The sequence below is a fragment of the Paenibacillus marchantiophytorum genome, from assembly GCF_014640555.1.
GTDB lineage: Bacteria > Bacillota > Bacilli > Paenibacillales > NBRC-103111 > Paenibacillus_E > Paenibacillus_E marchantiophytorum.
The window spans coordinates 1-22,624 of sequence record NZ_BMHE01000077.1; the positions used below are offsets into that span (position 1 = coordinate 1).

General features: G+C 45.7%; 18 protein-coding genes. 10 read left to right on the top strand and 8 right to left on the bottom strand.

The features are described 5' to 3' along the window. Positions 1-374: 374 nt before the first annotated feature. The gene (locus IEY34_RS34245) at positions 375-2,684 is read right to left on the bottom strand and encodes a helix-turn-helix domain-containing protein (protein ID WP_189020496.1); all 2,310 of its coding nucleotides are present in this window, start codon (positions 2,682-2,684) and stop codon (positions 375-377) included. Between the two features lie 214 nt (positions 2,685-2,898). Here IEY34_RS34245 and IEY34_RS34250 point away from each other — a divergent pair, with 214 nt between their 5' ends. From IEY34_RS34250 to IEY34_RS34260, 3 genes are read left to right on the top strand one after another with little or no spacing between them, the layout of a single operon-like run. Further along, entirely contained in the window at positions 2,899-4,236 is a 1,338-nt protein-coding gene (locus IEY34_RS34250; RefSeq protein ID WP_189020497.1) for an ABC transporter substrate-binding protein, read from the top strand. Positions 4,237-4,257: 21 nt separating this feature from the next. Then, entirely contained in the window at positions 4,258-5,220 is a 963-nt protein-coding gene (locus tag IEY34_RS34255) for a carbohydrate ABC transporter permease (RefSeq protein ID WP_189020499.1), read from the top strand. A gap of 1 nt (position 5,221) precedes the next feature. Further along, positions 5,222-6,067: a carbohydrate ABC transporter permease gene (locus IEY34_RS34260; protein WP_229757994.1), complete on the top strand. Its 846-nt coding sequence runs from the start codon at positions 5,222-5,224 to the stop codon at positions 6,065-6,067. Positions 6,068-6,672: 605 nt separating this feature from the next. Here the strand turns inward: IEY34_RS34260 and IEY34_RS34265 are convergent. The 7 genes from IEY34_RS34265 to IEY34_RS34295 form a co-directional block, all read right to left on the bottom strand. Beyond that, the gene (locus IEY34_RS34265) at positions 6,673-7,662 is read right to left on the bottom strand and encodes an alpha/beta hydrolase (protein WP_189020501.1); all 990 of its coding nucleotides are present in this window, start codon (positions 7,660-7,662) and stop codon (positions 6,673-6,675) included. Positions 7,663-7,783: 121 nt separating this feature from the next. Then, entirely contained in the window at positions 7,784-9,142 is a 1,359-nt protein-coding gene (locus tag IEY34_RS34270; protein ID WP_189020502.1) for a sensor histidine kinase, read from the bottom strand. After that, positions 9,139-9,813 carry a response regulator transcription factor gene (locus IEY34_RS34275; protein ID WP_189020504.1) on the bottom strand — a complete coding sequence of 225 codons (675 nt, stop codon included), beginning with the start codon at positions 9,811-9,813 and terminating at the stop codon, positions 9,139-9,141. The genes IEY34_RS34270 and IEY34_RS34275 overlap by 4 nt, the downstream gene beginning before the upstream one ends. A gap of 182 nt (positions 9,814-9,995) precedes the next feature. Continuing rightward, positions 9,996-11,003 (bottom strand): FecCD family ABC transporter permease, encoded by a 1,008-nt coding sequence (locus IEY34_RS34280; protein ID WP_189020506.1) that lies wholly within the window; start codon positions 11,001-11,003, stop codon positions 9,996-9,998. Beyond that, positions 11,003-12,007, bottom strand: coding sequence for a FecCD family ABC transporter permease (locus tag IEY34_RS34285; RefSeq protein ID WP_189020508.1), 1,005 nt, complete (start codon positions 12,005-12,007; stop codon positions 11,003-11,005). Before IEY34_RS34285 ends, IEY34_RS34280 begins: the two co-directional genes overlap by 1 nt. A gap of 12 nt (positions 12,008-12,019) precedes the next feature. Continuing rightward, on the bottom strand, positions 12,020-12,976 hold the full coding sequence (locus IEY34_RS34290) for an iron-hydroxamate ABC transporter substrate-binding protein (RefSeq protein ID WP_189020510.1): 957 nt from the start codon (positions 12,974-12,976) through the stop codon (positions 12,020-12,022). A gap of 131 nt (positions 12,977-13,107) precedes the next feature. Next, positions 13,108-14,766, bottom strand: coding sequence for a helix-turn-helix domain-containing protein (locus tag IEY34_RS34295; protein ID WP_189020511.1), 1,659 nt, complete (start codon positions 14,764-14,766; stop codon positions 13,108-13,110). Between the two features lie 292 nt (positions 14,767-15,058). Between IEY34_RS34295 and IEY34_RS34300 the strand changes: the two genes are divergently transcribed. The 7 genes from IEY34_RS34300 (at position 15,059) to IEY34_RS34330 (ending at position 22,077) form a co-directional block, all read left to right on the top strand. Next, the gene (locus tag IEY34_RS34300) at positions 15,059-16,771 is read left to right on the top strand and encodes a methyl-accepting chemotaxis protein (protein WP_189020513.1); all 1,713 of its coding nucleotides are present in this window, start codon (positions 15,059-15,061) and stop codon (positions 16,769-16,771) included. A 493-nt stretch (positions 16,772-17,264) separates the two neighbouring features. Next, positions 17,265-17,885 carry a TetR/AcrR family transcriptional regulator gene (locus IEY34_RS34305; RefSeq protein ID WP_189020515.1) on the top strand — a complete coding sequence of 207 codons (621 nt, stop codon included), beginning with the start codon at positions 17,265-17,267 and terminating at the stop codon, positions 17,883-17,885. Positions 17,886-17,952: 67 nt separating this feature from the next. Continuing rightward, complete coding sequence (locus IEY34_RS34310; RefSeq protein WP_189020517.1) at positions 17,953-19,176, top strand: YhgE/Pip domain-containing protein; 1,224 nt, start codon at positions 17,953-17,955, stop codon at positions 19,174-19,176. A 152-nt stretch (positions 19,177-19,328) separates the two neighbouring features. Then, positions 19,329-19,658: a PadR family transcriptional regulator gene (locus IEY34_RS34315; RefSeq protein WP_189020519.1), complete on the top strand. Its 330-nt coding sequence runs from the start codon at positions 19,329-19,331 to the stop codon at positions 19,656-19,658. 13 nt (positions 19,659-19,671) lie between these two features. After that, the gene (locus IEY34_RS34320; RefSeq protein ID WP_189020521.1) at positions 19,672-20,538 is read left to right on the top strand and encodes a pentapeptide repeat-containing protein; all 867 of its coding nucleotides are present in this window, start codon (positions 19,672-19,674) and stop codon (positions 20,536-20,538) included. Between the two features lie 12 nt (positions 20,539-20,550). Next, positions 20,551-21,309, top strand: a complete 759-nt coding sequence (locus IEY34_RS34325; RefSeq protein ID WP_189020523.1) for an ABC transporter ATP-binding protein — start codon at positions 20,551-20,553, stop codon at positions 21,307-21,309. Then, a complete protein-coding gene (locus IEY34_RS34330; RefSeq protein ID WP_189020525.1) occupies positions 21,310-22,077 on the top strand; it encodes an ABC transporter permease in 768 nt (255 codons plus the stop codon). The last annotated feature ends 547 nt before the right edge of the window (positions 22,078-22,624 follow it).

Consider the following 22,624-nt stretch of genomic DNA (forward strand, 5'->3'; position numbering starts at 1 on the left):
AAAATGAGGACTCGCATACGTAAATTTTAAGAATTTCCACAAAATTTGCTAATTGGGAAGTGGGAGGGCTGGATGCAGAATGTTAATCGACGGTCTCCTACAGGGTCTTATTTCCACGAAAAGCGCCTGAATTTCTCACTAAACAGCAAAATAGCGAACTGTAGTTCCCTTCGGCTCGCGATAATGGCACTTTTGGCTGGAATAGCGGCCTGTAGTTCCCTTTCCTCCGCTCTTCTCATAGGAACGAAGGTGTCCCAAAAGTAACTATTCATAGTGATCGGGACAGAATGAAAAGAAGCTAAGCGGCTTGTGCGCGCTTAGCTCCTTTGTTTTTGCATCTACGGCTGCTTTAGTACCGCAATCCCATGTAATTGCTAGAGTCGATTCTTTTTCCTATATTCCCCCGGAGTAATCCCCTCTAACTTTTTGAAAAAACGGATATAACTATTTACATTGTTGTAACCGACCGCCGTGGAGATATCATACAAATTTATATTTGTATCCATTAGAAGCTTTTTGCTTGCTTCCATGCGGATCAGCGTTAAATACTCCAGAATGGTGCGACCCGTATGCTGTTTAAACATACGGCTTAAATAGGAAGAGTTAAAACCGACACCTGTTGCAATCATTTCGATAGATAAATCGGTTTGATGGTGCTCATGAATATAAGCAACGACTTTTTCCACCGTTTTATTGTTCTTATTATCCTGATCTTGTATGTACAAGGCTATTTTCTCGACGATACTCGACATCCACTGGTGAATATGGTCAATGGTTTCCCGTTTGGCGAGCTCCCGGTAGAGCACGATATCTGGCCCGAATAATTGATGCGGGTGACCATTATGCTCAAGCAACGCTTCAACACTGGCTTCCAATACACGATTATAAGCCATATAAACCGATTCCGACTGAAGCTGCTTTTGGGTAATCTCCAGTTTCATCTTTTCCAAAATCGCCAATATTTCTGCCGTGTTTCCCGCCTTCAAATTATTGATCAGCTGCTTCTCGGTCTGCAGCAAAGAATAGTATGCCTGCTCTTTATCCAGCATTTCGAATAGAAGCACGGAGTTAGCGCCATGAAGCAGCTTCATCTTAAGTACCTGGAGCGCTTCCTGATAAGACTTGTGCGATTGGATGATGTCTGGGTAGACACTTCCAATACCGATTGTAACGGAAATTTTCAACACATCACTAATGACGGACTGCATCACCTGTGCAAGCTCTCGCAGCTCGTCTGCTTCCATCATATCGAATACATTGATAATGACAGCCTGCTGGTGCTCCGCTACATTCGTCATGACAAACCGATAATGAGTTTGCGACTCCATCAATTCTGATATAATGTTCACAATCGCATATTGATACAAATTCAGATCTTTACTTGAAAAACGCTGCGCTAATTCGGCGGCATAATCCATCTCCACGACCATCACAACATAACCTCGCATGGACATCTCCAAACGATGAAGGTCAATCTGCTCTTGAATGTCTGTGTAGTCGGTCAGACGTTGATGCAGCAGCGAGAGCCCGAAGCGTTCGAGCATGGCAGGAGCTTGCTTGCGCAAATGCTGATCCAACTGCTTCTTTTCCCCTACGGCAGTTCGCAAGACATCGGAGACCAGACTCAGTTCATTGTTAGAATGTAAGAGATTATTAATGGAAAGCTCATCCATGTAAACTTTGGTTCGTTCCATCAACTGTTTGATTGGATCGTACATTTTACGTGAAAGCCAATAGGAAATTGCGATACCTATGATGCTCAGCAAGATACAAAGACCAAATGTCAGATAGCCAATATAGGACAATTTCTCATATATGTTCGTCAATGGTGTTTGGGAGACAAGCCTCCAGCCATTCCATAGCGGTTTTGAATACGCTACCAAGATGTGGGGCCGATTCGTTTTATCTGTATAAAAGCCCTCTCCAGACTGTTCAGCCACTTGCTTCATATTCATTTGAGTAACCATACTGTCGATATCTGCCTGCTTATATGACGTAATAAATTGACCTTCCCGTGTGACAATATATGTGTTCATGTGGGCAATATTTTGCATTTGTGTTAGCTGTTCCTGCAATCGCTCTTCGTAGAGATGAATGGCTAAATAGCCGACTTTATCGTGGTAGCTGACAGGTACTTTGCTAATATACGTGACAATGCTCTCTTCACGTCCGTCATAATTGCGTATGAGCCTAGGTGGAAGCCACAGATGATCTTCATCCGTAGCCCGAATGGCCTCCACCCAACGTTCCGCTTTAGTCCCCTGGTAAGCATGTATGAGCATATCGGAAGAAATCATCACTTGGCCGGATTCAAAAAAAAGCTGGAGGGATTGAATTTTCCGGTCCGTTGCTACCGCTTGCTTAAGCACATCTTGAAACTCATTAAGCAAGTAGCGATTATCATGGTCGGCGGAATAACTGTTCAATCTCCCATCCAACCCAATGGTCACGGTTAGAGAGTTCACTCTTTTTAGTGTATCGTCAAAGGTTGCCACCATGTGCCGCAATGAATTGATATGAGAATTGCTGATTTCATCTACGGCTGTGAATAAGGCAAGCCGGTATGAAAAGAAAGCAATTCCAATTACAGGCAGCAAAATAACGAGTATATAAGAGAAGAAATATACAAGCAGCAACCGATTCGGTTTCTTTCGTTGTGCCCATAGCTGGGTCAGTGCTCTCATAGCGATTACCTTCCTAATATAAATGTGCCTTCATTATGCCATACCGCATCACGTTTTTAATAGGTAAAGTCAGAAAATCTGGACACACGTCATAAATGTATGATGCCCAGCTATCATTTTTCGAGATGAATCTACCGATACTTCTCATTTACCACTAGGAAACGGGAACGATATGATAAAGATGCAAGTCAATTACATGCCGGGGGGATTGAATATGAAAAAACATTTCAACATTGTATTAACGAGCTGCTTAACAGCTTCATTATTAGCCGCTTGCTCGTCACAGGGAAATACTACAAGTGAATCACCAGCAGCCAAGGATCCAGCCTCTACGCCAAGCGCATCCAGCACTTCCAGTTCACCCGTTACATTAAAGTTCGCAAGCTGGAGCATTAATGAAGCAGCGACCAAAGATGCGCTCCAGCAAATGGCTGACACTTACATGAACTTGCACAAAAATATAAAAATCGAATTTATCGGCATCCCGTTCGCCAATATCAAAGATCAAACCTTTGTTATGGCCTCAAGCGGTGATGCCCCCGATATCATTCAAACTTTCACGGCTTCATTTCCAACCTATGCCGCCTCCGACATCGTGGAACCTCTTGACGAATGGCTCGGCAAAGATTATGTAAATGACCTGCTTCCTTCCTACAAGGAAGATTACACGTATAATGGCAAGCTGATGGGCATACCTTGGGCAGCTTCGCCTTATGTGCTGTATTGGAATAAGGAGCTGTTCAAGAAAGCGGGTCTGGAACCAAAGCCGCCGAAAACTATAGATGAAATGCTGGATATCGCCCGCAAAATTTCCAAATTAAAAACCGACAGCGGAGAAAGCATCTATGGGATTGGCGAACCGACGGATAAGCTGCCCATCAACGGTATGATTTTCTTGAAGACACTTTACAGCTTCGGCGGCTCCATCTTTGAGCCTAACGGCAAGGTGAACGTAAATACACCGGAAACCGTCTCTGCCTTCAAGTACTATCAGACATTGGCAAGCGAGAACCTGATGCCGCAATCGGCTAAACTTAAAGACCTGCGCAACCTATTCTCGATTGGCCGTCTCGGCATGTATACGGACGGATATTATGGTAAAGCGGTATTCCGGTCGTTAAGCGGCAAAGGCGAAGCGTTCGACAGCACCTGGGAAGCCGCTTTGATACCATCTGGCAAATCGGGCAGAAGCGTCTCCATTGGGGAAGCCCACGGACTTGTTATCACCAAAGATTCCAAACAAAAGAAAGAAGCTGCTAATTTCATCAAATTCTTGACGGATAAAGACATGATGCTGCTGTATCACCAGAAGAGCGATGTCGTTTCCGCCAGAAAATCAATCAGTTCGCTGCCTGATTTCAACAGCAGTCCTTTCGATAAAGTGCTGAACGAACAAATGAATGCCGTCAATGGATTGCCAAAAAACAATCGAGGTCTAGAGCAATCGTATCTGGACATGGCGGATGCCATTCTCAAAGTAACCATTGCCAAAGAAACGCCGGAAAAAATAGCGGCAGATCTAGATGCCAGGCTTAAGCAATCGCTGAAATGATCCTTACATAGAAAGAAGTGAATGACTTTGAAAAGCGCTGCAGATAGGCGTGTGATACTTACTAAACCTGACAGAAAAACCTGGTTTTCAAGTCGCGCCAAAGACAGATGGTTTCTTTTCTTTTTGCTAGCGCCGCCTATGGCCCTGCTGTTTCTGACGCTCGGCATTCCTATTCTTAAATCGATTTATATAAGCTTCTTTGATGTCACACTGCTGCATATGAACGACTATCGGTGGAATAATTTCGCTAACTACTTACATTTGTGGACTGAACAAGACTTTATTCAAGCACTGCGAACTACGCTTATTTATGTCATAGGCATCGTAATTCTACAATTCGTGCTAGGGATCCTGCTTGCATCCATTCTCAATCATGTCGTTCGAATGCGTAAATTGCTGCGTACCGTCATCCTGATTCCATGGACGATTCCGACGATTGTCGTAGCCCTATTATGGATGTGGTTGTTCCAGCCTCAATACGGCATATTGAATTATATCCTTGTATCTTGGGGGATTATTGACAAACCATATGAATGGTTAAGCAGTCTCCATCTTGCTTTGCCGGCTGTGATGGTCGCTGCCCTCTGGCGGCAGCTGCCCTTCATGAGCACAATGCTGCTTGCTGGTATGCAAGGAATTTCTGCAGAAATATATGAAGCGTCTAGAATCGATGGAGCCAACCGGCAACAAACATTTTGGTACATTACGCTGCCTCAGTTGAAGAATACGATTCGAACAGTCACGCTAATCGCCATGATCGAGAATTTCAAAATGTTCCCCTTATTCTGGATTATGACTGGTGGAGGTCCGCTGAACGCAACCACAACTTTAGCGATTCTTAGCTACAAAACTGCGTTTATCAAATTAAACTTGGGCGAAGGAGCAGCAATCGGGGTCTTATGGCTTCTACTGTTACTAGGCATATCATGGGGCTATAACAAGTTATTTTCGATTGGCGAAGAAACTCAGGCGAGGGGGCACTGACATGGACAAAAGCTGGAAAGAACGTATGCTGCGCCTGGTCGCAACCCCATCTCTGCTAACTATTTATCTCGCCTTCCTTCTATTTCCCCTTTATTGGATGGCCATCACCTCATTAAAAAACAATTCAGAGCTTTTCGTGCTGCCGCCAAAATGGATCTTGACCAAACCTGTCTTTGGACATTACATTAAATTGTTAAGTGAATCCGCATTTCTCATCTACTACAGGAACAGCCTGATCGTCAGCCTGTCGACAACTTTATTAACCTTACTGCTCGCCATCATGGCAGGCTATGCCTTCTCCCGCTTCCGGTTTCCCTACAAGGGCTTCGCTATGCTCACGATTATGTCAACGCAGATGCTGCCCGTCGTATCCTTGCTCATCGCGCTGTATGCGATGTACAAATCATATGGACTTTTAAACACACATCTAGGGCTCGTTATTGCCCTCACGACATCAGCTCTCCCTTTCTCCATTATGATGATGAAGGTATTCTTCGACAATATTCCCATCTCGTTGGAGGAAGCTGCCAAAATGGACGGCGTAAGCCGTACGGGTATCTTGTTTCGAATCGTGATGCCTTTATCCAAGCCTGGCATCTTTGCAGTCGGCATCTATTCGTTCATCATGTCTTGGGACGATTTGCTGTATTCGCTCACACTCATTACCAAGGATGCGCTGCGGACACTCAATCCTGGTATTTCCATTCGTTATATGGGCGAAGTCGCCTACGATTGGGCCAACATTATGACGGTTTGCGTCGCTTCCACCATTCCCATTATGCTGCTATTCTTATTTTTCCAAAAATACATGGTATCCGGCATGACCGCAGGTGCGGTTAAGGAATAATAAATAGCGCTGTATCGACTCGTTCAGTCGGTACGGCGCTTTACCTTTTTTCCACATTTAAAGCATTTTATTTATACCCTCACAGCGGACCGTCCATGTCCCATCCTGGGGAAAACCGGGCGCAGCCGCATCGGTCCCGCCCAACCAACCACCTGCCATCATAGCAACTGCCGTGAATAGCAACGAAATCTGCGTTTTCATTAGACCAAAAATTCGTTATTGGCTTCGCCGCCCTGAGAGATCAGCCTCTTAGTTGCGATAAAACCTGTTAAGGGAACTATAGGACGCTATATAGGCAAATAGCAGGGATGCTGTGGTATTAGCGGAACTACAGGGTCTTATTTCCGCGAAAAACGCTGAATTTGCCTTGAAACCGCAAAATAGCGGACTGTAGTTCCCTCACCCCTGCGATATGGATACTTTTGGCTAGAATAGCGGACTGTAGTTCCCTCCCTCTGTTTGCACAGGGCGGCTGGAGTAACTCCGCGCTCACTCCAAAACATATAAACTCTTATATTTCAAAAAAAACCACAATGCGTAGTATATTGACGAAGATATAGAAAAACGCGTTCAAGAGTGCAATGCACTTGAACGCGTTCCCTACTTTATTTAATTTCTTGCATGTATTTCCTGAAATTTTCAGCGATCTCTTTGGATTTGGTATGGTGTACATAATGTCCTGCTTCAAATGTCATCACTTTTGCGTGTACAGAATCTTTCACTTGCTCTTCATGCAGCGGTATCCAGTTTTTCACACCTGTATTATTCGCTTGTAAAAAGAACATAACGGGAAGATTTTTGGGCATTGTTAAATTTTGGGCCTCTTTGAAATTAGAAGAAATATGTTTCATTTCATTCAACGTAGTGGCATTATTCATATTTTTATTCGCAATCATTCTCATTTGTTCTTTTGTTGTATCATCAAAGGGTAGTGAAGCATAAGGGTCACCATTTAGTTTCACGATCATTCTTAATAGACCTGATTTTTTGAGCAGTTTAAACGTTTCTAATGGAAATTCAACATCCATACCGCCTTGCGTTGGAACACTGCTATCAATCCCGACAAAGGCACTCACTTCATTTTTATATTTGTTCACATAATCTAGTCCGTAAATGCCTGCAATGGAGTGACCCATTAGAATAAACCGGTCAATTTTAAGACTTTGTAAAGCTTCATGAATTTCACTTACCATATTCGCTGTGTTTCGTTCCTTGTCGGTTTCATCACTTAATCCATATCCAAAAGGCTCGATCACGACTACTTTGTAAAATGGAGACAGCTCATCTACTAGCGGCTTGAAATCAAGTGCTGGTGCTGCTGTTCCAAAACCAGGTAGAAGAACGACTGTTTCTTCACCTTTTCCTTGAATGAAAACATTCATATTTTTCCCATCTACAGGTACTAATTGGCCATAAGATGCTATTTTCCCTTGCTCCGATTTGTTGCAAATCACATTAACTATACCTACTATCGCTAGAAAAAGTCCTATTGCAATAGCTATAACTCCTACTGTTTTAAGTACTATACTAAATGTTTTTTTCATTCTCGTGCCCATCCTCATTTTCATTGCCTCCTCGCTTAGGTTCACCCTCATCTTCTCCTGTCCACATCGGTTTATCAGCTCTCTTAACAGGCCTCTAAGGAAAGCTTACAGGAAGAAGATGTCCTCCCCATGACGACAATATGAACGCAATATGAACAAGGAAAAAAAGCTATTATTCCTGGGTTGGCGCTATAATTGGCAAGGTCACAATGACGGTCGTTCCTTGGCCGGGTTCGCTTTCCACTCGGATGTCGCCTTGATGAAGCAATACGATCTGCTTAACGATGGCCAGTCCCATGCCGCTACCTTCATACTTACGACTGTGGGAACGATCAGACTTAAAAAACCGTTCGAATATACGCTTCTGATCCTCTAGGGAAATACCAATGCCCCTGTCGGATATTCGGACTGTCACACTTTGGATATCTTGTTTGATGCTGACTTTAATCAGGCCGCCGTCCTTGGAAAACTTGATGCTATTGCCGAGTATATTGGTCCACACCTGATTGATCAAGTCATAGTCAGCCCATAGCATAACTGCCCTCAAGTTGAGGTCAAAACGGATGTCGCGCGCAGTCCATTGTGGCTGGATCGCTACGACTACTCGTCTTATCTGTTCATCAAGACCGAACTTGACCAGCCGCATCTGCTGTGACTGCGATTCCAGCAAACTCAGTTTCAGCAAGCTGTCGCTCATCTTGGACATTCGTGCCGCTTCATCGATGATAATATCGAGATAACGTCTTCGCTCGTTCTCAGCGATGTCTACTTGCTTGAGCGCGATCGCATAACCGGATATCGAGGTGAGCGGGGACTGCACTTCATGCGACACGTTCGTTACGAATTCCCTGCGCATCTGCTCAAGCTGCTGCAGATCGTGCATCATCTCTTCGAAGCTGCGAGCCAAGGTACCTAGCTCCCCCTTTTGCTTAATATTCAGCTTGACGCTGAAATCTCCTGCCGCTATACGCCTTGTCGCTTTTGTGAGCTTTTGGATCGGTCTTACAAGGAACATGGCTGCAACCAGAATCAAAAGGCTTCCAGCTGTCAACGAATAGGTCAAGAATTTGATGAGAAAAGAGATGGAAGGGGCCGTGAGCGGCTCCACAAACATTGCTTTCATCCCCACTTCCGTTTTCAACGGCAATCCTAAGATGAGAGAAGCAACACTATTCGTATTGACTTGAACAACTTCTCCATCTAGTACTTCATTAACTTGTTCCATAGTCACAGTGGAAGGAGTGTGTCCGTTAAGCGCTCCGTAAGACTGGAACTGACCCGTTACTTCGTAAATGCGAATATAATAGGAATTGAGCTGCTTCATTCCACTTACGAACGCGTCCGCTTCACGCAATGGAAATGTCTCGTACATTCGGGCGACGTCCTGACCAAAATGAAGCAAAGTGCTCTGCAAGTTGTCGTTCAATTTATCTTTATATACCCAAGTTGACACCCAATAAGCAATGACAGTGCCCCCGATCACGGAGACTAGAAATGTCAGAACTACGCGTATATACAAGGATTTGATCATTCGTTCACCTCAAGCCGGTAACCAAGACCACGCACCGTTTCGATACGAAAATCAGATGTAGTTGCGAATCTTTCACGCAAGCGTTTGATATGAACGTCGATCGTTCGATCATCTCCCGCGTAATCGATCCCCCAGATTTGATCGATCAATTGCTCGCGCGTATAGATTTGTCCTGGTGTGCCAGCCAGCTTATACAGTAAGTCGAATTCCTTGAGCGGCAGTGTGAACGACTCCGTTCCTCTCATTACCTTATAGGCCTGCCGATCAAGAATGACGTTGCCGAATCGGATCGTCTGCGTGTAGCCAATTCGATATCGCTTCAGTAGCGCCTTAACACGAACCGTCAACTCCAACGGATCGAATGGTTTCGTCATATAATCATCCGTTCCCAGTTGGAAACCTTTCACTTTCTCCCATGTTTCGCCTCTTGCAGTCAATATAAGCAACGGAAGATCAGGATTGCCTCTTCGGAGTTCCTTACATAACGTCCAACCATCCATAATCGGCATCATAATATCGAGCACGACAAGATCGACCTGCGTCGACGCATAGACGCTCAGTGCTTCCTTGCCGTCCCTAGCCTCAACGGTTTCGAATCCGTCGTTGCCGAGGAATAAACAGACAAGTTCGCGAATGTTCGCATCGTCGTCAGCAACCAATATAGTAGGCATTCGTTCCCTCTTTTCCTGTTGTCCATCCTAACGATTATACTATAAATTGACCATTCATTCCCTCAACCCCTGTTTCATTCATTCCCCTAAAATAAATGAGGCTGTCCCATAAGTCAATTTAATGACTTATGGGCAGCCTCTTTGTTTCGATGATATTGCACGGCATGGAAAAGGATAGAGCTCTACTTCTTGAGCAGCAAGTAGACGAAATACGGCACACCGATCAGCGACACCATGATGCCCGCCGCAATACCGTCCGGGTCGACCAGGTTGCGGCCAATCGTATCTGCTGTCAGCAGCAGCCAACCGCCTAAGAGCACCGCGACAGGGATATAAAGTTGATTGCGCGGACCGACAAGCGCCTTGGCAATGTGCGGAGCTATCAGCCCAACGAAGGCAATACCGCCCGTGACAGAAACCGCCGAAGCAGCAGCGGCGACTGCCGTTAGAATCAATACCAGACGTTCCCGCTCAAGCTTCAGGCCAACGCCGATGGCAGACTCTTCATTCAGAGCAAGAAGATTAAGTCTGTGGGCTTTGAACAACGTGAACGGAATAAGCAGCACCAGCCAGGGAAGCAGCGCCCAGATGAACGGCCAATCCGTTCCCCATATCGTGCCTGCCAGCCATTTGGCGATGAAATCGACCTTGGATCGTTCCGCCGACGAAATGATGACAATCATAATGCCCGACAACGCCATAGAGAAACCAACACCGACCAGTACCAGCAGGGTAGGATTAAGCCCGCGCGTCCGACTATACGAGAACAGATAAATCAACGCGGACGTTAGCAGCGCCCCGAGGAAAGCGACTGCCGGCAGAACATAGACATAAGAGCCAACCTGAATCGGAACATATAGGAAAAAGACGGCGATAGCCACACCCGCTCCGGAATTGATACCAATAATCCCTGGATCAGCCAGATCATTGCGGGTCACGCTTTGCAGGATAGATCCGGATAGAGCGAGTGCCATGCCTGACAGCAGTGTAATAATAATGCGCGGCAGCCGGATAGAAAATAGCACAAAATCTTCTTTAAAGGTGCCTTGGCCGAACAGCACGGGAATCAACCGATTAAACGATAGCGGGGAATAGCCAATACTCATGCTAATGATAGAAGTGGCTGCGATCAGCGCCAGACTGACAAGCAGAATAAGGCGTTGTTTGCGAATGAGAGCTGTCATCATCATTAGAGTTGTTTGCCTCCTCTACGCACGACGAACAAGAAAAAGGGCAACCCAAGCATCGCGACGATGGCTACCATCGGTGTCTCATAAGGCGCATGAATGGTCCGCCCCAGCGTATCGGCAAGCAGCATGAACGAAGCTCCCGCAATGACGGAGAACGGAAGGATATACCGGTAATTGGTGCCTACAATTCGGCGAACGATATGCGGAATCATGAGCCCGACAAAGGCCATATTGCCGACCAGCGCTACCGAAGCCCCAGTAAGCACGATAACAAGGGCGAAGAGGACAGCCTTGACTTGCACCAGCTTTTGCCCCAGTCCCGTCGCCACCTCATCGCTTAAGCTAAGTATGCTCACTTGGCTGGACAGAAAGAGCACCCATATAATACCAACCAGAATGACCGGCCCGATGGCTTGCAGCTGTCCCCAGGTAGTTCCAATCAAGCCGCCCGCTGTCCACATGGATACATCCTTGGAAATTTTGAAAAAAAGGCTGACGCCGTCCGAAATAGCATACAGAAATGCGGATACAGCCGCTCCCGCCAGCACAATTCGAATTGGCGACAAGCCGCCCTGACGCACGGAGCCGAGAATAATCACCAGTACCGCTCCCAGAGCAGCTCCCAGAAAACACGCCATCATAATGCCAAAATAGTTCAATGACGGAACGAAGATGAAAGCCAAAGCGAGCGCCATATTCGCTCCGGAAGTCAGCCCCAACAAGCCGGGATCGGCCAACGGGTTGCGGGTGACGCCCTGCATAATGGCACCGGACACCGCAAGCGCAGAGCCGATTAGAATGGCTCCAAGCTCCCGCGGCAGCCGAATTTCACGCAATATGAGAATCGTATCATTCGTAGCAGACGAAGTCAGGGCAAGCCATACATCTCGAAACGTTGTTTTTTCTGCCCCGAACAGCATCGCTATAACAAAGCAAAGGACAAGCACCAGAGCACTTCCTATAAGCTTTAAGAAGAACCGTACAAGATGTCGTCTATTTGTCATTGGAATCAGCGTTTAACGGCCAAGAAAGTTCTTGATGAAAAATTTAAGTTGGTACTCCATACTTACTGGATCGTTAAAGTAGAATGCCTTCGCATTAGCTTCGAACACGTGCTGATTCTGGACAGCAGGAACATTCTTGTAGGTTTGCGTATTCTGGAACGAGTTATCTTCATCGGCATTTTTACTGAATATGACATAGTCGCCCATGAAATCCTTCAGCACTTCGGTCGATAAGGCAAAAAAACCATCTGTTTTCGTTGCTGCCTTCACTTTATCCGGCATCTTCAGTCCAAACTGCTGATAGAGGATTTCGGTTCCGCGGCCAAAGTTTTCGCCGTACACATACAGCTGTTTATTGAACGTTTCGATAACTGAGACCGTAGCATTTTCACCGATTTTGGCTTTGATTTCTTCACCGATCTTTTTGGAGCGTGTATTAAAATCATCGACCCAGGACTGAGCCTCTTTCTCTTTATTCACTAATTTCCCGATTTCAAGCTGTTGGGTCAAAAAGTCAACCTTGCCGTACGTATACGTCACCGTCGGGGCGATTTTCTTGAACTTGTCGATATTTTTGATGTCGGATAGTCCTACGATAAGATCAGGTTTCAGCTCAATAATCTTCTCGAGACTTTCGTCCGTAACCGCTTCTACACCAGCCAGCTTTTCGGCAAAATTCGGATTATCCTTGGACATCTCATCCGCACCCACCAGAGGCACGTCAAGCGCCATTAAATTCCCTGTCAGAAACCGCGTTAGCACGATGACACGTTTCGGATGGGTCGGAACCTGTACAGGTCCGCTTTCCGATTGGTAGGTAAACGTGCCGGTATCCTTTTCCCCCGTTTGCGTCGAAGCCGGTTTAGGCGACGAACTACTTGCCGTATCGGACTTGTTAGCTTCCTTCCCCCCACAAGCACTAATCAGCAAAACTAAAATTAAAACGAACGGAATTAACAGTTTTTTCATCAATAACTCTCTCCCTTTTCCATTGCGAGGTTTCTAATATTTGAGTATGAAAATCATTCTCATTTACACACATAATTATATGAATCCCTCTCGCAACAAACCATGCCTTTTTGTTTGGAAAAAAGCTTGCACTATTGATTGCCTGTCCACAAAGCTACCGCCCGTCCAAGCTGCAACCGAATTGAAATCGGATTATACGGAATCCATTCATCCTTCACAAGATGATGGACACCCTTTTGCTGTACCGCAGGGTGATTCTTCCACGGAGATGAAGTGAATACCGCTTCGGAATGTGCCGTGGAGCCGACTTCATCCGGAAACACAATGACCATCAGCCTTGTTGCTTCAAAATCCGCTAAATCTGATACTCTGATGGCAATAGAATGGAATTGATCCCCTTGCTTGTCTATTTCCTGCGCAATCCTTGCTGGCGGCCGCAATCCCAGCGATCGGTACATGACATAACCTGCATTTCGCGCTCCATAGACATAGAGTCCCTCCGGTTTGATAACCAGAATCATGAGGATGTCATCAGCGACCTCACTTTGCTGAACCCGTATTCGTCCCGCTTCTTCCTCTTGTTCAAAATCAGCCAACCATTGTTCTGCGCGGTCGCTTCTCTGTATGTATTTGGCGAGTAGACGAAGATGTTCTTTCCAACCCATCTCCATCCACGCAATATCCAGGACAGGCGCTGAAACCCGCAGTCGCTCGGGGCTAAGTCCCAAGTGCTTCATATGCAGGTTTGCTGCAAAAATCAGCTCGATCCCATTATCAAGCAGCGCCGAATTGATCTGTTCAATCGTGTAGCCCGCGTTAACAAACACAATCGTCTGTGGGAGATGCAGGCCTGCCGTGCTGATATATTCGCTCGTCTCCGAAATGATGACAGTAGGCTCCAATCCAAGCAGCATCAGATGTATGGCATAGGGGGCAAGCAAAACCGCCACGCGTTGGACGGACTTCCCATCGTAGCCGGAAGGCGACTCTCCTGTCTGCTGCTTGAAACGACGGCTGAGATAAAATTCATCTCTGTACCCCACCTTCTGAGCAATCTCCCTGAGCGTGCCCGGCTCACCAAGCAGCAGCTCCTTGGCACGATGAACGCGCAGCCGCGACATATACTCATTGGGCGAAAAGCCAGTAAGCTGCTTGAACAGAATGGAGTAATGCGACCGGCTTACACCGGCAATATCGGCCAAGTGTTCACGCGTGATCTTTTCATTAAAGTTGTTTTCCAAATACGTCATGCTGCGTTCCATGGAAGGTTGTTCATCCGTGGCAGACTTGACGTCCATCTTCTCCAGCAAATGAAGAAGCATTTGATGAAACAGCAGTTGATTCTGTACATGACGGATTTCGCGGTCAGGCATACGATGCCTGTACAGTTGCTCCGCGTAGGCTACAATCTCAGATTCATGCGAGAAGTAATGAACATGGATATTGGAGGTAATGCCGTTTTTTCGAATCATCGCCTCTTCCGGCATAGATCGATTCTGGTTCTGAGTATTAATGGCAATTTTGTAAGCATGAAAAGGGCTCTGGCGATTGGCAATCAACTCAGCCTCACCAAACGCCGGGAGCAGAATGACACTCCCTTCCGTAAGTTCGTATGAATGACCCTGAACAGTAAGGACCGCTTTGCCGCCGGCTGCTGCAATCAGCACCGGTACGTTCTCTTTAATCTGATACATCGGTTTGTTCATCGTGCTGTACAGTGAATGGATGCTCTCCAAGATATATAATTGAAAGTGGGACGCTGCCCACTCCGAAACATGGTTGATGTCCATGGCCAAACCTCCGTTATCTGCTAGCAGCTCGTTTAAGTCGCTTTTATTTTCGCACCCCCTGATCTTCTTGTCTATGCTGTTCCATTTAAGTATTAACGAAAAGAAGGTTATCTAGCGATGTGAACAGAGCCGTCTTTTTGTCGTTGTTCCAAAAAATCCAATTTGCTGCCACGGTAGAATTCCGTTTTGTGGATCTTAACATTTTCTTATTATCAAAAGAGCGAAAATAAAAGGAATACATGTCGATTCATGTCGAATTATGAACGAATAACAGTGAAAAGAGGTTGTGACAATGAGAATATCAATGATGAGAATTTCAATGATCCTAAAGCTCATGTGTGTTATATTTCTATTGCTGTCTGTCTTAAATGGCATTAGCGTATACTTGCTGCAAAAAGACGTTAAACAAGAACGGCTGTCACTGCAAAGACAATCAGAATTTAAACAACTGGGGATAGATCTGGCCAATGCATCAGATTATTTAACGAATGAAGCCAGAAGATACGTGCAATTCGGGGAAAAAGAGTATTTTAATAATTATTGGAAAGAAGTTAATGAGACAAAGACAAGAGATCATGTTGTCATGAAATTAAAGGAATTAAATGCTCCACAGGCAGAATTGGATCTCATAGAAAAAGCAAAGCAAAACTCCGATGCATTAATAAAAACAGAAGATGAAGCCATGAAAGCAGTTGCGAGTAAAGACTTCGATAGAGCTAGAAAACTGATGTTTGACAAAAATTATGATGATACTAAGAAGATCATTAGGGATCCGATTGATGACTTTCAGACAAAAATGAATGCAAGGGCCGAAAAAGAAGTAATTCAAGCAAGACAACAGGCAAGCAGCATGTTGAACCTTGCAGTTGCTTTGTTAAGCATCACTTTCTTAACATTCTTCGCTATGCTTTTTTTCATCATTGTTAGGCTGAAACCTTTAAAAACGGTAAATGAAAAACTAGCAGAATTAGCAAGTCAGGGTGGAGATCTCACGACAAGACTATCCGTAACTTCCAAGGATGAAATCGGAGAAATCGCTTCCTCATTAAACGCAATGCTGGATAGTTTGTTGGCTATGGTTCTAGATATATCCCAAGCTTCAAAGCATGTGTTTCAATCCGCAGAAAAATTAACTTTCAATACCAAAGAAACCTCAACGGCAACAGTGGAAATTGCCAGAAGTATAGAAGGAATTCAGCAAGGAGCAACAACTACCGTACAAAATACATTAGACGGAGCGCGGGCAATAGAAGAAATGGCCAAAGGTGTACAGCGAATTGCAGAATCTGCTAATGAGCTATCTGAATCTGCTGGAGACACTGAAAGTGAAGCTGTTGAAGGTTTTGAACATATGGAACAAGCACAGCAGCAAATGCAGTCGATTGATGATTCCCTTAAATCTTCCCTAAACATTGTCACCAAGCTTAGTGAACGGTCATCACATATTGAGAAAATCGTTGGAGCTATTATGGAGATAGCCAATCAAACCAACTTGCTTTCCTTAAATGCGTCTATTGAAGCTGCGCGGGCAGGCGAACATGGGAAGGGATTTTCTGTTGTCGCATCGGAAATTAGAAAGTTAGCTGAAGGATCAGCTTCTTCGGCATCGGAGATATCAAATTTATTGAAAGAAATTAGAAGCGATTCTACGGAAACTGTAAAAGCAATGCATAGTGTATCTGAAGAAGTGGTGCTTGGAAATCAAAAAGTACTATACGCAAGAAACTCCTTTCAAAAAATCTTACATTCCGCAAAAGGTATTACGGTTCAAATTCAGGAGTTGTCAGCCGTTTCAGAACAAATGGCTGCTGGCTCCGAAGAAATTTCGGCGTCCGTATCTGAGATGGCACAGGTGTCTCAAGAATCGCTAAATGCAGTGAAAATAGTGAATGATAAAACAATCATACAGACTAATTTGGTAAAAGAAGTATCTTTATTGTCAGATTCACTTAGTAAAGAAGCTGAAAAAATGGAGAGAATCATTCAGAAGTTTAAAACCGTGTAAGTTATGAACTAATCTGCCCTTTCGTTTAATAGTTAAAAAAGAGACCCTCAGCAACGAGCTGAGGGTCAAAGTTTATATTTTAAAAGGGGGTCGACTTTTCGACAAAACCTGTTAAGGGAACTAGAGGGCGCTATTTTGGCAAAAAGCGGGGATGCGAGGGTCATAGCGGAACTACAGGGTCTTATTTCCACGAAAAGCGCTAAATTTCCCATGTAACAGCAGAATAGCGTCCTATAGTTCCCACCCCCCTGCAAAAAGGACACTTTTTGCTAGAATAGCGTCCTGTAGTTCCCTTATCTTCGCGCGATGCAGTTGGAATAACTCCGCGTTCACTCCAAAACATATAACCTCTTGAAGGCAGCCTAATTTCCGCATCATTTTATAGATGCTTCGTTATCCTAATCCTTACGATTGACTTCATTAATAAAATGGACTACAATCTCATTAAACAATCGTTCAATGAAATACACGCAAGAAAGGATGGATATTGGTCATGAAAAAAGTACCCAGAACGAGCCGTGACCTTCAAGCTGCTGAACGGAAAGTTCAGATTTTGCAAGGCGCCAAGGAGTTGTTTGCTCTGCACGGTTATCATGGTACTTCTATTCGAGCTATTAATAAGCAAATAGGTATTACGGATGGCCTTTTGTATCATTATTTTCCCGGTGGCAAACAGGAACTTCTCGAAACCATTTTTCAGGAAGCTCAAGTAGTTCGGTTAAAAATAATGGATGATCTGATTGCAGGCATTCACCCTGGTCAACCGCTGGAGGAAGCCCTTTATCTCTTGGTTAGCAGTATGGTAAAAACGATGTTAGGTGATAAAGACTTTATGCTAATTATGATGCGAGATTCCGATTCGATCCTATCGGACGACAAAAATTTCTTAAGCGAAATGATTTTAAAAAGGCACCAAGCCTTAACTGATGCGCTCAAACAGAGAGCTCTCAATGGCGAAATTCGGGACATGGACTTCAACGCTGCGGCCAAACAAGTGCTTTCTATTGGTATCATGGTTGTGATTGGGGAAGTGACTTCATTGAATATTATCAACGCCGATATCGATAGTTATTTACGACATATGATCGCTTTCACTGTCTCGTTATGGAGATAGTGATTATTTTTTCACTATTTGATTCATCCAACGTTGAATGAATTAAATACAAATTAGGAGGTTAAGTATGAATCATTTTTTTAAACAAAAACATCCGTATCTTGCTATTATTGCTGTATTTCTTGTGGTTCTTCTATTAGGTTTAGCGCAACTTGGTTCAACCGTTAATCCTGTACCGAAAAATTTACCCGTACTTCTTGTGCAGGCTGATAGCGGTGCAAAACTCCCTACGGGTCAGGAGATGAATTTTGGCAAAACGATCCAGGAGAAATTAACAGCGACTCCAGCTCAAAGTAATACGGTGTCTCCGCTGCAATGGACGATTCTGGGAAGTGAGCAAGAAGCCATGGATGCCATGAATCGTGAGCAGGCCTATGCGACAATTGTAATTCCGGCTGATTTTAGTTCCAAACTTACTAGCCTATTATCTCCTCAACCCTCCCCATCTATGATTACTGTCTATGTTAATCAAGGCATGAACTATAACGGAGCAACCATGGCAAACCAAGTCATCAGCCAGATGCTTAGCGGAATAAACGCGCAAGTCAGAGAACAACTGCTCAATCAATTGGCTGGGCGCAGCGGTGCTACACTTACGATTGAACAGTCCAAAGCATTCGCTTCACCGATTTCGGTCACGACGAAAACAATCAATACGGTAGGGGCAAATAGTTCGAATGGCAACGCACCCATGGTTCTGACTCAGCTTGCATGGTTCGGAGCCATGGTAACGACTCTGCTTCTTTACACGGCTTCGCAGAAAGCTGTTCAATCAGGATCACGTCTGCATCGTCTAGGCATCCGCGCAGCTCAGCTCGTAGGCGGGATTGTCGTCACCGCGGCAGCAGCGGGCAGTATATTGCTGGTTACAGGGCAGTGGCTCGGCTTATCCATTCCCCATACAGGGCAAGTCTTTATGTTCCTATTCTTCGCCGGGTTCGTCTTCTTCCTGCTGCAAACAGCAATCGTAAGCTGGCTTGGGATGGCTGGGGTACCGCTATTTGTACTTGTCTTTTTCTTCGGTGCTCCAGTTCTTTCTCTGCCACCGCAGCTGCTTCCGGCCTTCAGCCATGATTGGCTCTACTCGTGGATACCACTTCGATTTTCTATAGAAGGTCTGCGCGATCTGTTCTATTTCGGCCAAGGATTGAATATCAGCGGACCTATATGGACTCTAAGCTCCATTGGTGCTGTTGGCATTGTGCTCATTCTCTTGTCCGTTCTCAAAAAGCATCGGGAACCTGCTGCTGCTAAACAGATAGAAAAAACTTCGCAAATAGCATTAGGCTAACACTGCATTAAATAACTACATTCATACCGATGCCTGCACCGATGTATAAGTCGGGGTGGGCATCGGTTTTTTTCAGCCAAAGTATTTTATCCGCAATAGTACCTTGACAGACACAGTAGTGTATCGTATTATGAAAAAGCGGAGGTGATTATATGAGCGAGAACAAAATTACATCCGACCTGCTGCGCGGACATACCGATACGATGATTTTAAGACTCTTATCCGAAGCTGACCGCTACGGGTACGAAATTGTCAAACTGATTGCCGAGCGCTCGGGCGGCGAGTATGAATTAAAGGAAGCCACGATGTACTCCAGCGTCCGGCGGCTTGAGGCAGACGGCGATATCGAGTGGTATTGGGGTGACGAATCTCAGGGCGGACGACGCAAATATTTTAGGATTACCGATAAGGGCAAAGTTGCTTACGCCCGCAACAAAAACAATTGGGAGTATTCGAAGCGAGTACTAGAAAATTTATTATAAGGAGATGGATAGGATGAATCAGAAATTGACGAACTATTTGAACCGTGTTTTCACGCCATACGATGGGGTTAAAAGCGTCACTGAATTAAAGGCCGACCTACTCTCCGATTTGCAGGAGCGCTACAGTGAACTCAGAGCTGAGGGCAAGGACGATGAAACAGCGTTTAAGATGACTATTGAAAGTATCGGCGACATCGAGCAAACGATCCTGGAGGTCGCCAACCTCTCCCGCTCGCTGGAACGGCAAGTCGTGACAAACTTTAGCGCAAGCAACCTGGCCATGAGCGATTTTGCAGGCGTTAAGGCCCATAAAGGTCAATTTAATGCTAGCGCGCTACGCGGTGCAGACTTTGCAGGTGCAGACTTGACCGGAAGTTCGTTTAAGACCAGTGATTTACGTGAAGCCAATTTTGACGGCGCAAATCTGACGGACTGTACCCTAACGGCAACTGACCTTACGAATGTAAGCTTCAATAAGTCAATCCTTGCACGCACCAATTTCAGCGTTTCGGGGATGGAGGGAGCCAAATTCACAGGTGTGAAACTGACCGACGTCACGTTAAGCAAGATTGACCTTAGAAAAACAATCTTTGAAGGTTGTATCTTTGACGGTGTGAACTTCGAATATTCCGACCTGAGCGGGCTGCATTTTGACGGGCAAACCTTTATCGGCGTTAAGTTTGACAAATCGGCAGTAAACGAAGTTTCATTTAGGGGCGCTATACTCAAGAATGTGTCTTTTCAGGCTTTCTTCTCATTGACCAATAAGTATTACCGTGCTTTCAAAACCATTTGCTTTGACGGCGCAGTCATGGATAAGCTGACCTATGCTTCGCTTAAAGGCATGGGGGCCGACTTGTCCAAGGTTACTATTCGATAAGGAGGGGAAGTTATGCAAAACTCTATTCAAGTAACAGGGTTGCACAAGTCCTACAAACAGCTTCAAGTCCTAAAAGGTGTAGATTTCGAGGTTGAAAAAGGTAGTATTTTCGCCTTACTTGGCTCTAATGGAGCTGGCAAGACCACGGTTGTCAAAATCCTCACCACCCTGCTCAAACAAGACAGCGGAACCGCCACCGTCAACGGATTCGATGTTGCATCCAAACCCGAGAATGTGCGGCAGGTGATCAGTCTGACTGGGCAGTTTGCCGCGGTGGACGAAATTTTGACCGGACGGGAAAATCTGATCATGATTGCGAAGCTGCGATATCTCAAGAACCCGCGCCAGGTTGCGGACGACTTGCTTAATCGCTTCGGTCTGACAGACGCCGCCGACCGCAGGGCGTCTACTTATTCGGGCGGTATGCGCCGCAGGCTCGACATCGCCTTGAGCCTTGTAGGAAAACCGCAGATCATTTTCCTCGACGAGCCGACCACTGGGCTTGACCCCGAGGCACGCCTCGAGGTTTGGAAGATTGTTAAGGAGCTGGCTGGTGGCGGCACGACCGTACTCCTAACCACGCAGTATTTGGAGGAGGCTGAGCAGCTTGCCGACCGAATTGCCATTCTGCACGAGGGTAGGATTATCGCCAGCGGCACACTCTCGGATCTCAAAAAGCGGTTCCCCTCCGCCAAGGTGGAGTATGTTGAAAAGCAGCCGACATTAGAGGAGATTTTCCTCGCAATCATCGGCAAAAAGGAGGCAAAGTAAATGGAGACGGTAAAGAAACATTTCTTCAGCGATCTGGGCGTTATGCTTGGGCGTTCCATGCGCCATATTTCCCGCAGTATGGACACCATCATCACGGTCACCATCATGCCGATCGCGATGATGCTGCTGTTCGTTTATGTGTTCGGCGGTGCCATTCAAACCGGAACCAGTAACTATGTGAATTACCTGTTGCCCGGTATACTACTGATTGCTATTGCGAGCGGTATCTCCTACACGGCATTCCGCCTGTTTACCGATGTGCAGCGGGGCATATTCGAGCGGTTTCACTCCATGCCGATTTCACGTTCCACCTTACTGTGGGGGCATGTGCTAACCTCGCTGGTATCCAACGCCATATCGGTTGTCGTCATCATTCTCATAGCGTTGATTATGGGCTTTCGTTCGTCGGCGGGGATCCTGTCATGGCTTGCAGTAGCCGGCATACTGGCGCTGTTTACGTTGGCCTTAACATGGGTCGCGGCGATTGCCGGACTGTCCGCCAAATCGGTGGATGGCGCGAGCGCCTTTTCCTACCCGATTATCTTCCTGCCGTTCATCAGCTCGGCGTTTGTGCCGACCGAGTCGATGCCGTCGGTCGTGAGAGCCTTTGCCGAAAACCAGCCGGTGACCTCGATCGTGGAAGCCATCCGTGCGCTGCTGTCAGGTCAGCCGGTGGGCAATGAGATATGGGTCGCTCTTGCGTGGTGCGTCGGGATTCTGATCGTAGCCTATTTCTTTGCAATGAGGGTGTACAAAAAGCGGGTGTGAAAAAAATCATATCGCCTATGGATTTGACGCGCCAAGTGCTGAACGATCAGCTCGGCTTGAAGCACCTAAGAGGTGCTTTTTATTTTGCCTTCCGACTCATTTTTGCAGTCTCCTTCTTTCACAAATTCCAATTATCTTGCCTTGATCGCCGGCGTGACGTTCTCCGTATCAGGTCTGGCCCATAACCTCCCTTGTCTTGATCAAGAGAGTACTAGCGCCCTGTTGCTGCTGAACGCCGTTTGGGTTTACTTAACCGTGTATAAAAAGCTGGGCCAATCTCGGGTAAGCTCCCTATTTAATCTTCGCAAAACCTATGAGGGGAACTATAGTACGCTATTTCGGCAAATAGATGGGATACGAGGACAGTAGCGGAACTACAGGGTCTTATTTCCATGAAAAGCGCTGAATTTCCCCGCAAACAGCAGAAGCTTTGCAAAAAACCTAACATGAATATTTCGTTAGAATATATTCCTAAATATGTAATTAAATGATGTATTTTTCTGGACAAAACACAAAAAAACCCCTAAGGTCGAGTTACAGACATGTT

Coding starts and splice junctions, on each gene's coding strand:
- IEY34_RS34280 (WP_189020506.1), bottom strand. CDS start 11,003: ATGATGATGACAGCTCTCATTCGCAAACAACGCCTTATTCTGCTTGTC.
- IEY34_RS34315 (WP_189020519.1), top strand. CDS start 19,329: ATGAGCGAGAACAAAATTACATCCGACCTGCTGCGCGGACATACCGAT.
- IEY34_RS34325 (WP_189020523.1), top strand. CDS start 20,551: ATGCAAAACTCTATTCAAGTAACAGGGTTGCACAAGTCCTACAAACAG.
- IEY34_RS34260 (WP_229757994.1), top strand. CDS start 5,222: ATGGACAAAAGCTGGAAAGAACGTATGCTGCGCCTGGTCGCAACCCCA.
- IEY34_RS34285 (WP_189020508.1), bottom strand. CDS start 12,007: ATGACAAATAGACGACATCTTGTACGGTTCTTCTTAAAGCTTATAGGA.
- IEY34_RS34305 (WP_189020515.1), top strand. CDS start 17,265: ATGAAAAAAGTACCCAGAACGAGCCGTGACCTTCAAGCTGCTGAACGG.
- IEY34_RS34250 (WP_189020497.1), top strand. CDS start 2,899: ATGAAAAAACATTTCAACATTGTATTAACGAGCTGCTTAACAGCTTCA.
- IEY34_RS34320 (WP_189020521.1), top strand. CDS start 19,672: ATGAATCAGAAATTGACGAACTATTTGAACCGTGTTTTCACGCCATAC.
- IEY34_RS34255 (WP_189020499.1), top strand. CDS start 4,258: ATGACTTTGAAAAGCGCTGCAGATAGGCGTGTGATACTTACTAAACCT.
- IEY34_RS34300 (WP_189020513.1), top strand. CDS start 15,059: ATGAGAATATCAATGATGAGAATTTCAATGATCCTAAAGCTCATGTGT.
- IEY34_RS34265 (WP_189020501.1), bottom strand. CDS start 7,662: ATGAGGGTGAACCTAAGCGAGGAGGCAATGAAAATGAGGATGGGCACG.
- IEY34_RS34295 (WP_189020511.1), bottom strand. CDS start 14,766: ATGGACATCAACCATGTTTCGGAGTGGGCAGCGTCCCACTTTCAATTA.
- IEY34_RS34245 (WP_189020496.1), bottom strand. CDS start 2,684: ATGAGAGCACTGACCCAGCTATGGGCACAACGAAAGAAACCGAATCGG.
- IEY34_RS34290 (WP_189020510.1), bottom strand. CDS start 12,976: ATGAAAAAACTGTTAATTCCGTTCGTTTTAATTTTAGTTTTGCTGATT.
- IEY34_RS34270 (WP_189020502.1), bottom strand. CDS start 9,142: ATGATCAAATCCTTGTATATACGCGTAGTTCTGACATTTCTAGTCTCC.
- IEY34_RS34330 (WP_189020525.1), top strand. CDS start 21,310: ATGGAGACGGTAAAGAAACATTTCTTCAGCGATCTGGGCGTTATGCTT.
- IEY34_RS34310 (WP_189020517.1), top strand. CDS start 17,953: ATGAATCATTTTTTTAAACAAAAACATCCGTATCTTGCTATTATTGCT.
- IEY34_RS34275 (WP_189020504.1), bottom strand. CDS start 9,813: ATGCCTACTATATTGGTTGCTGACGACGATGCGAACATTCGCGAACTT.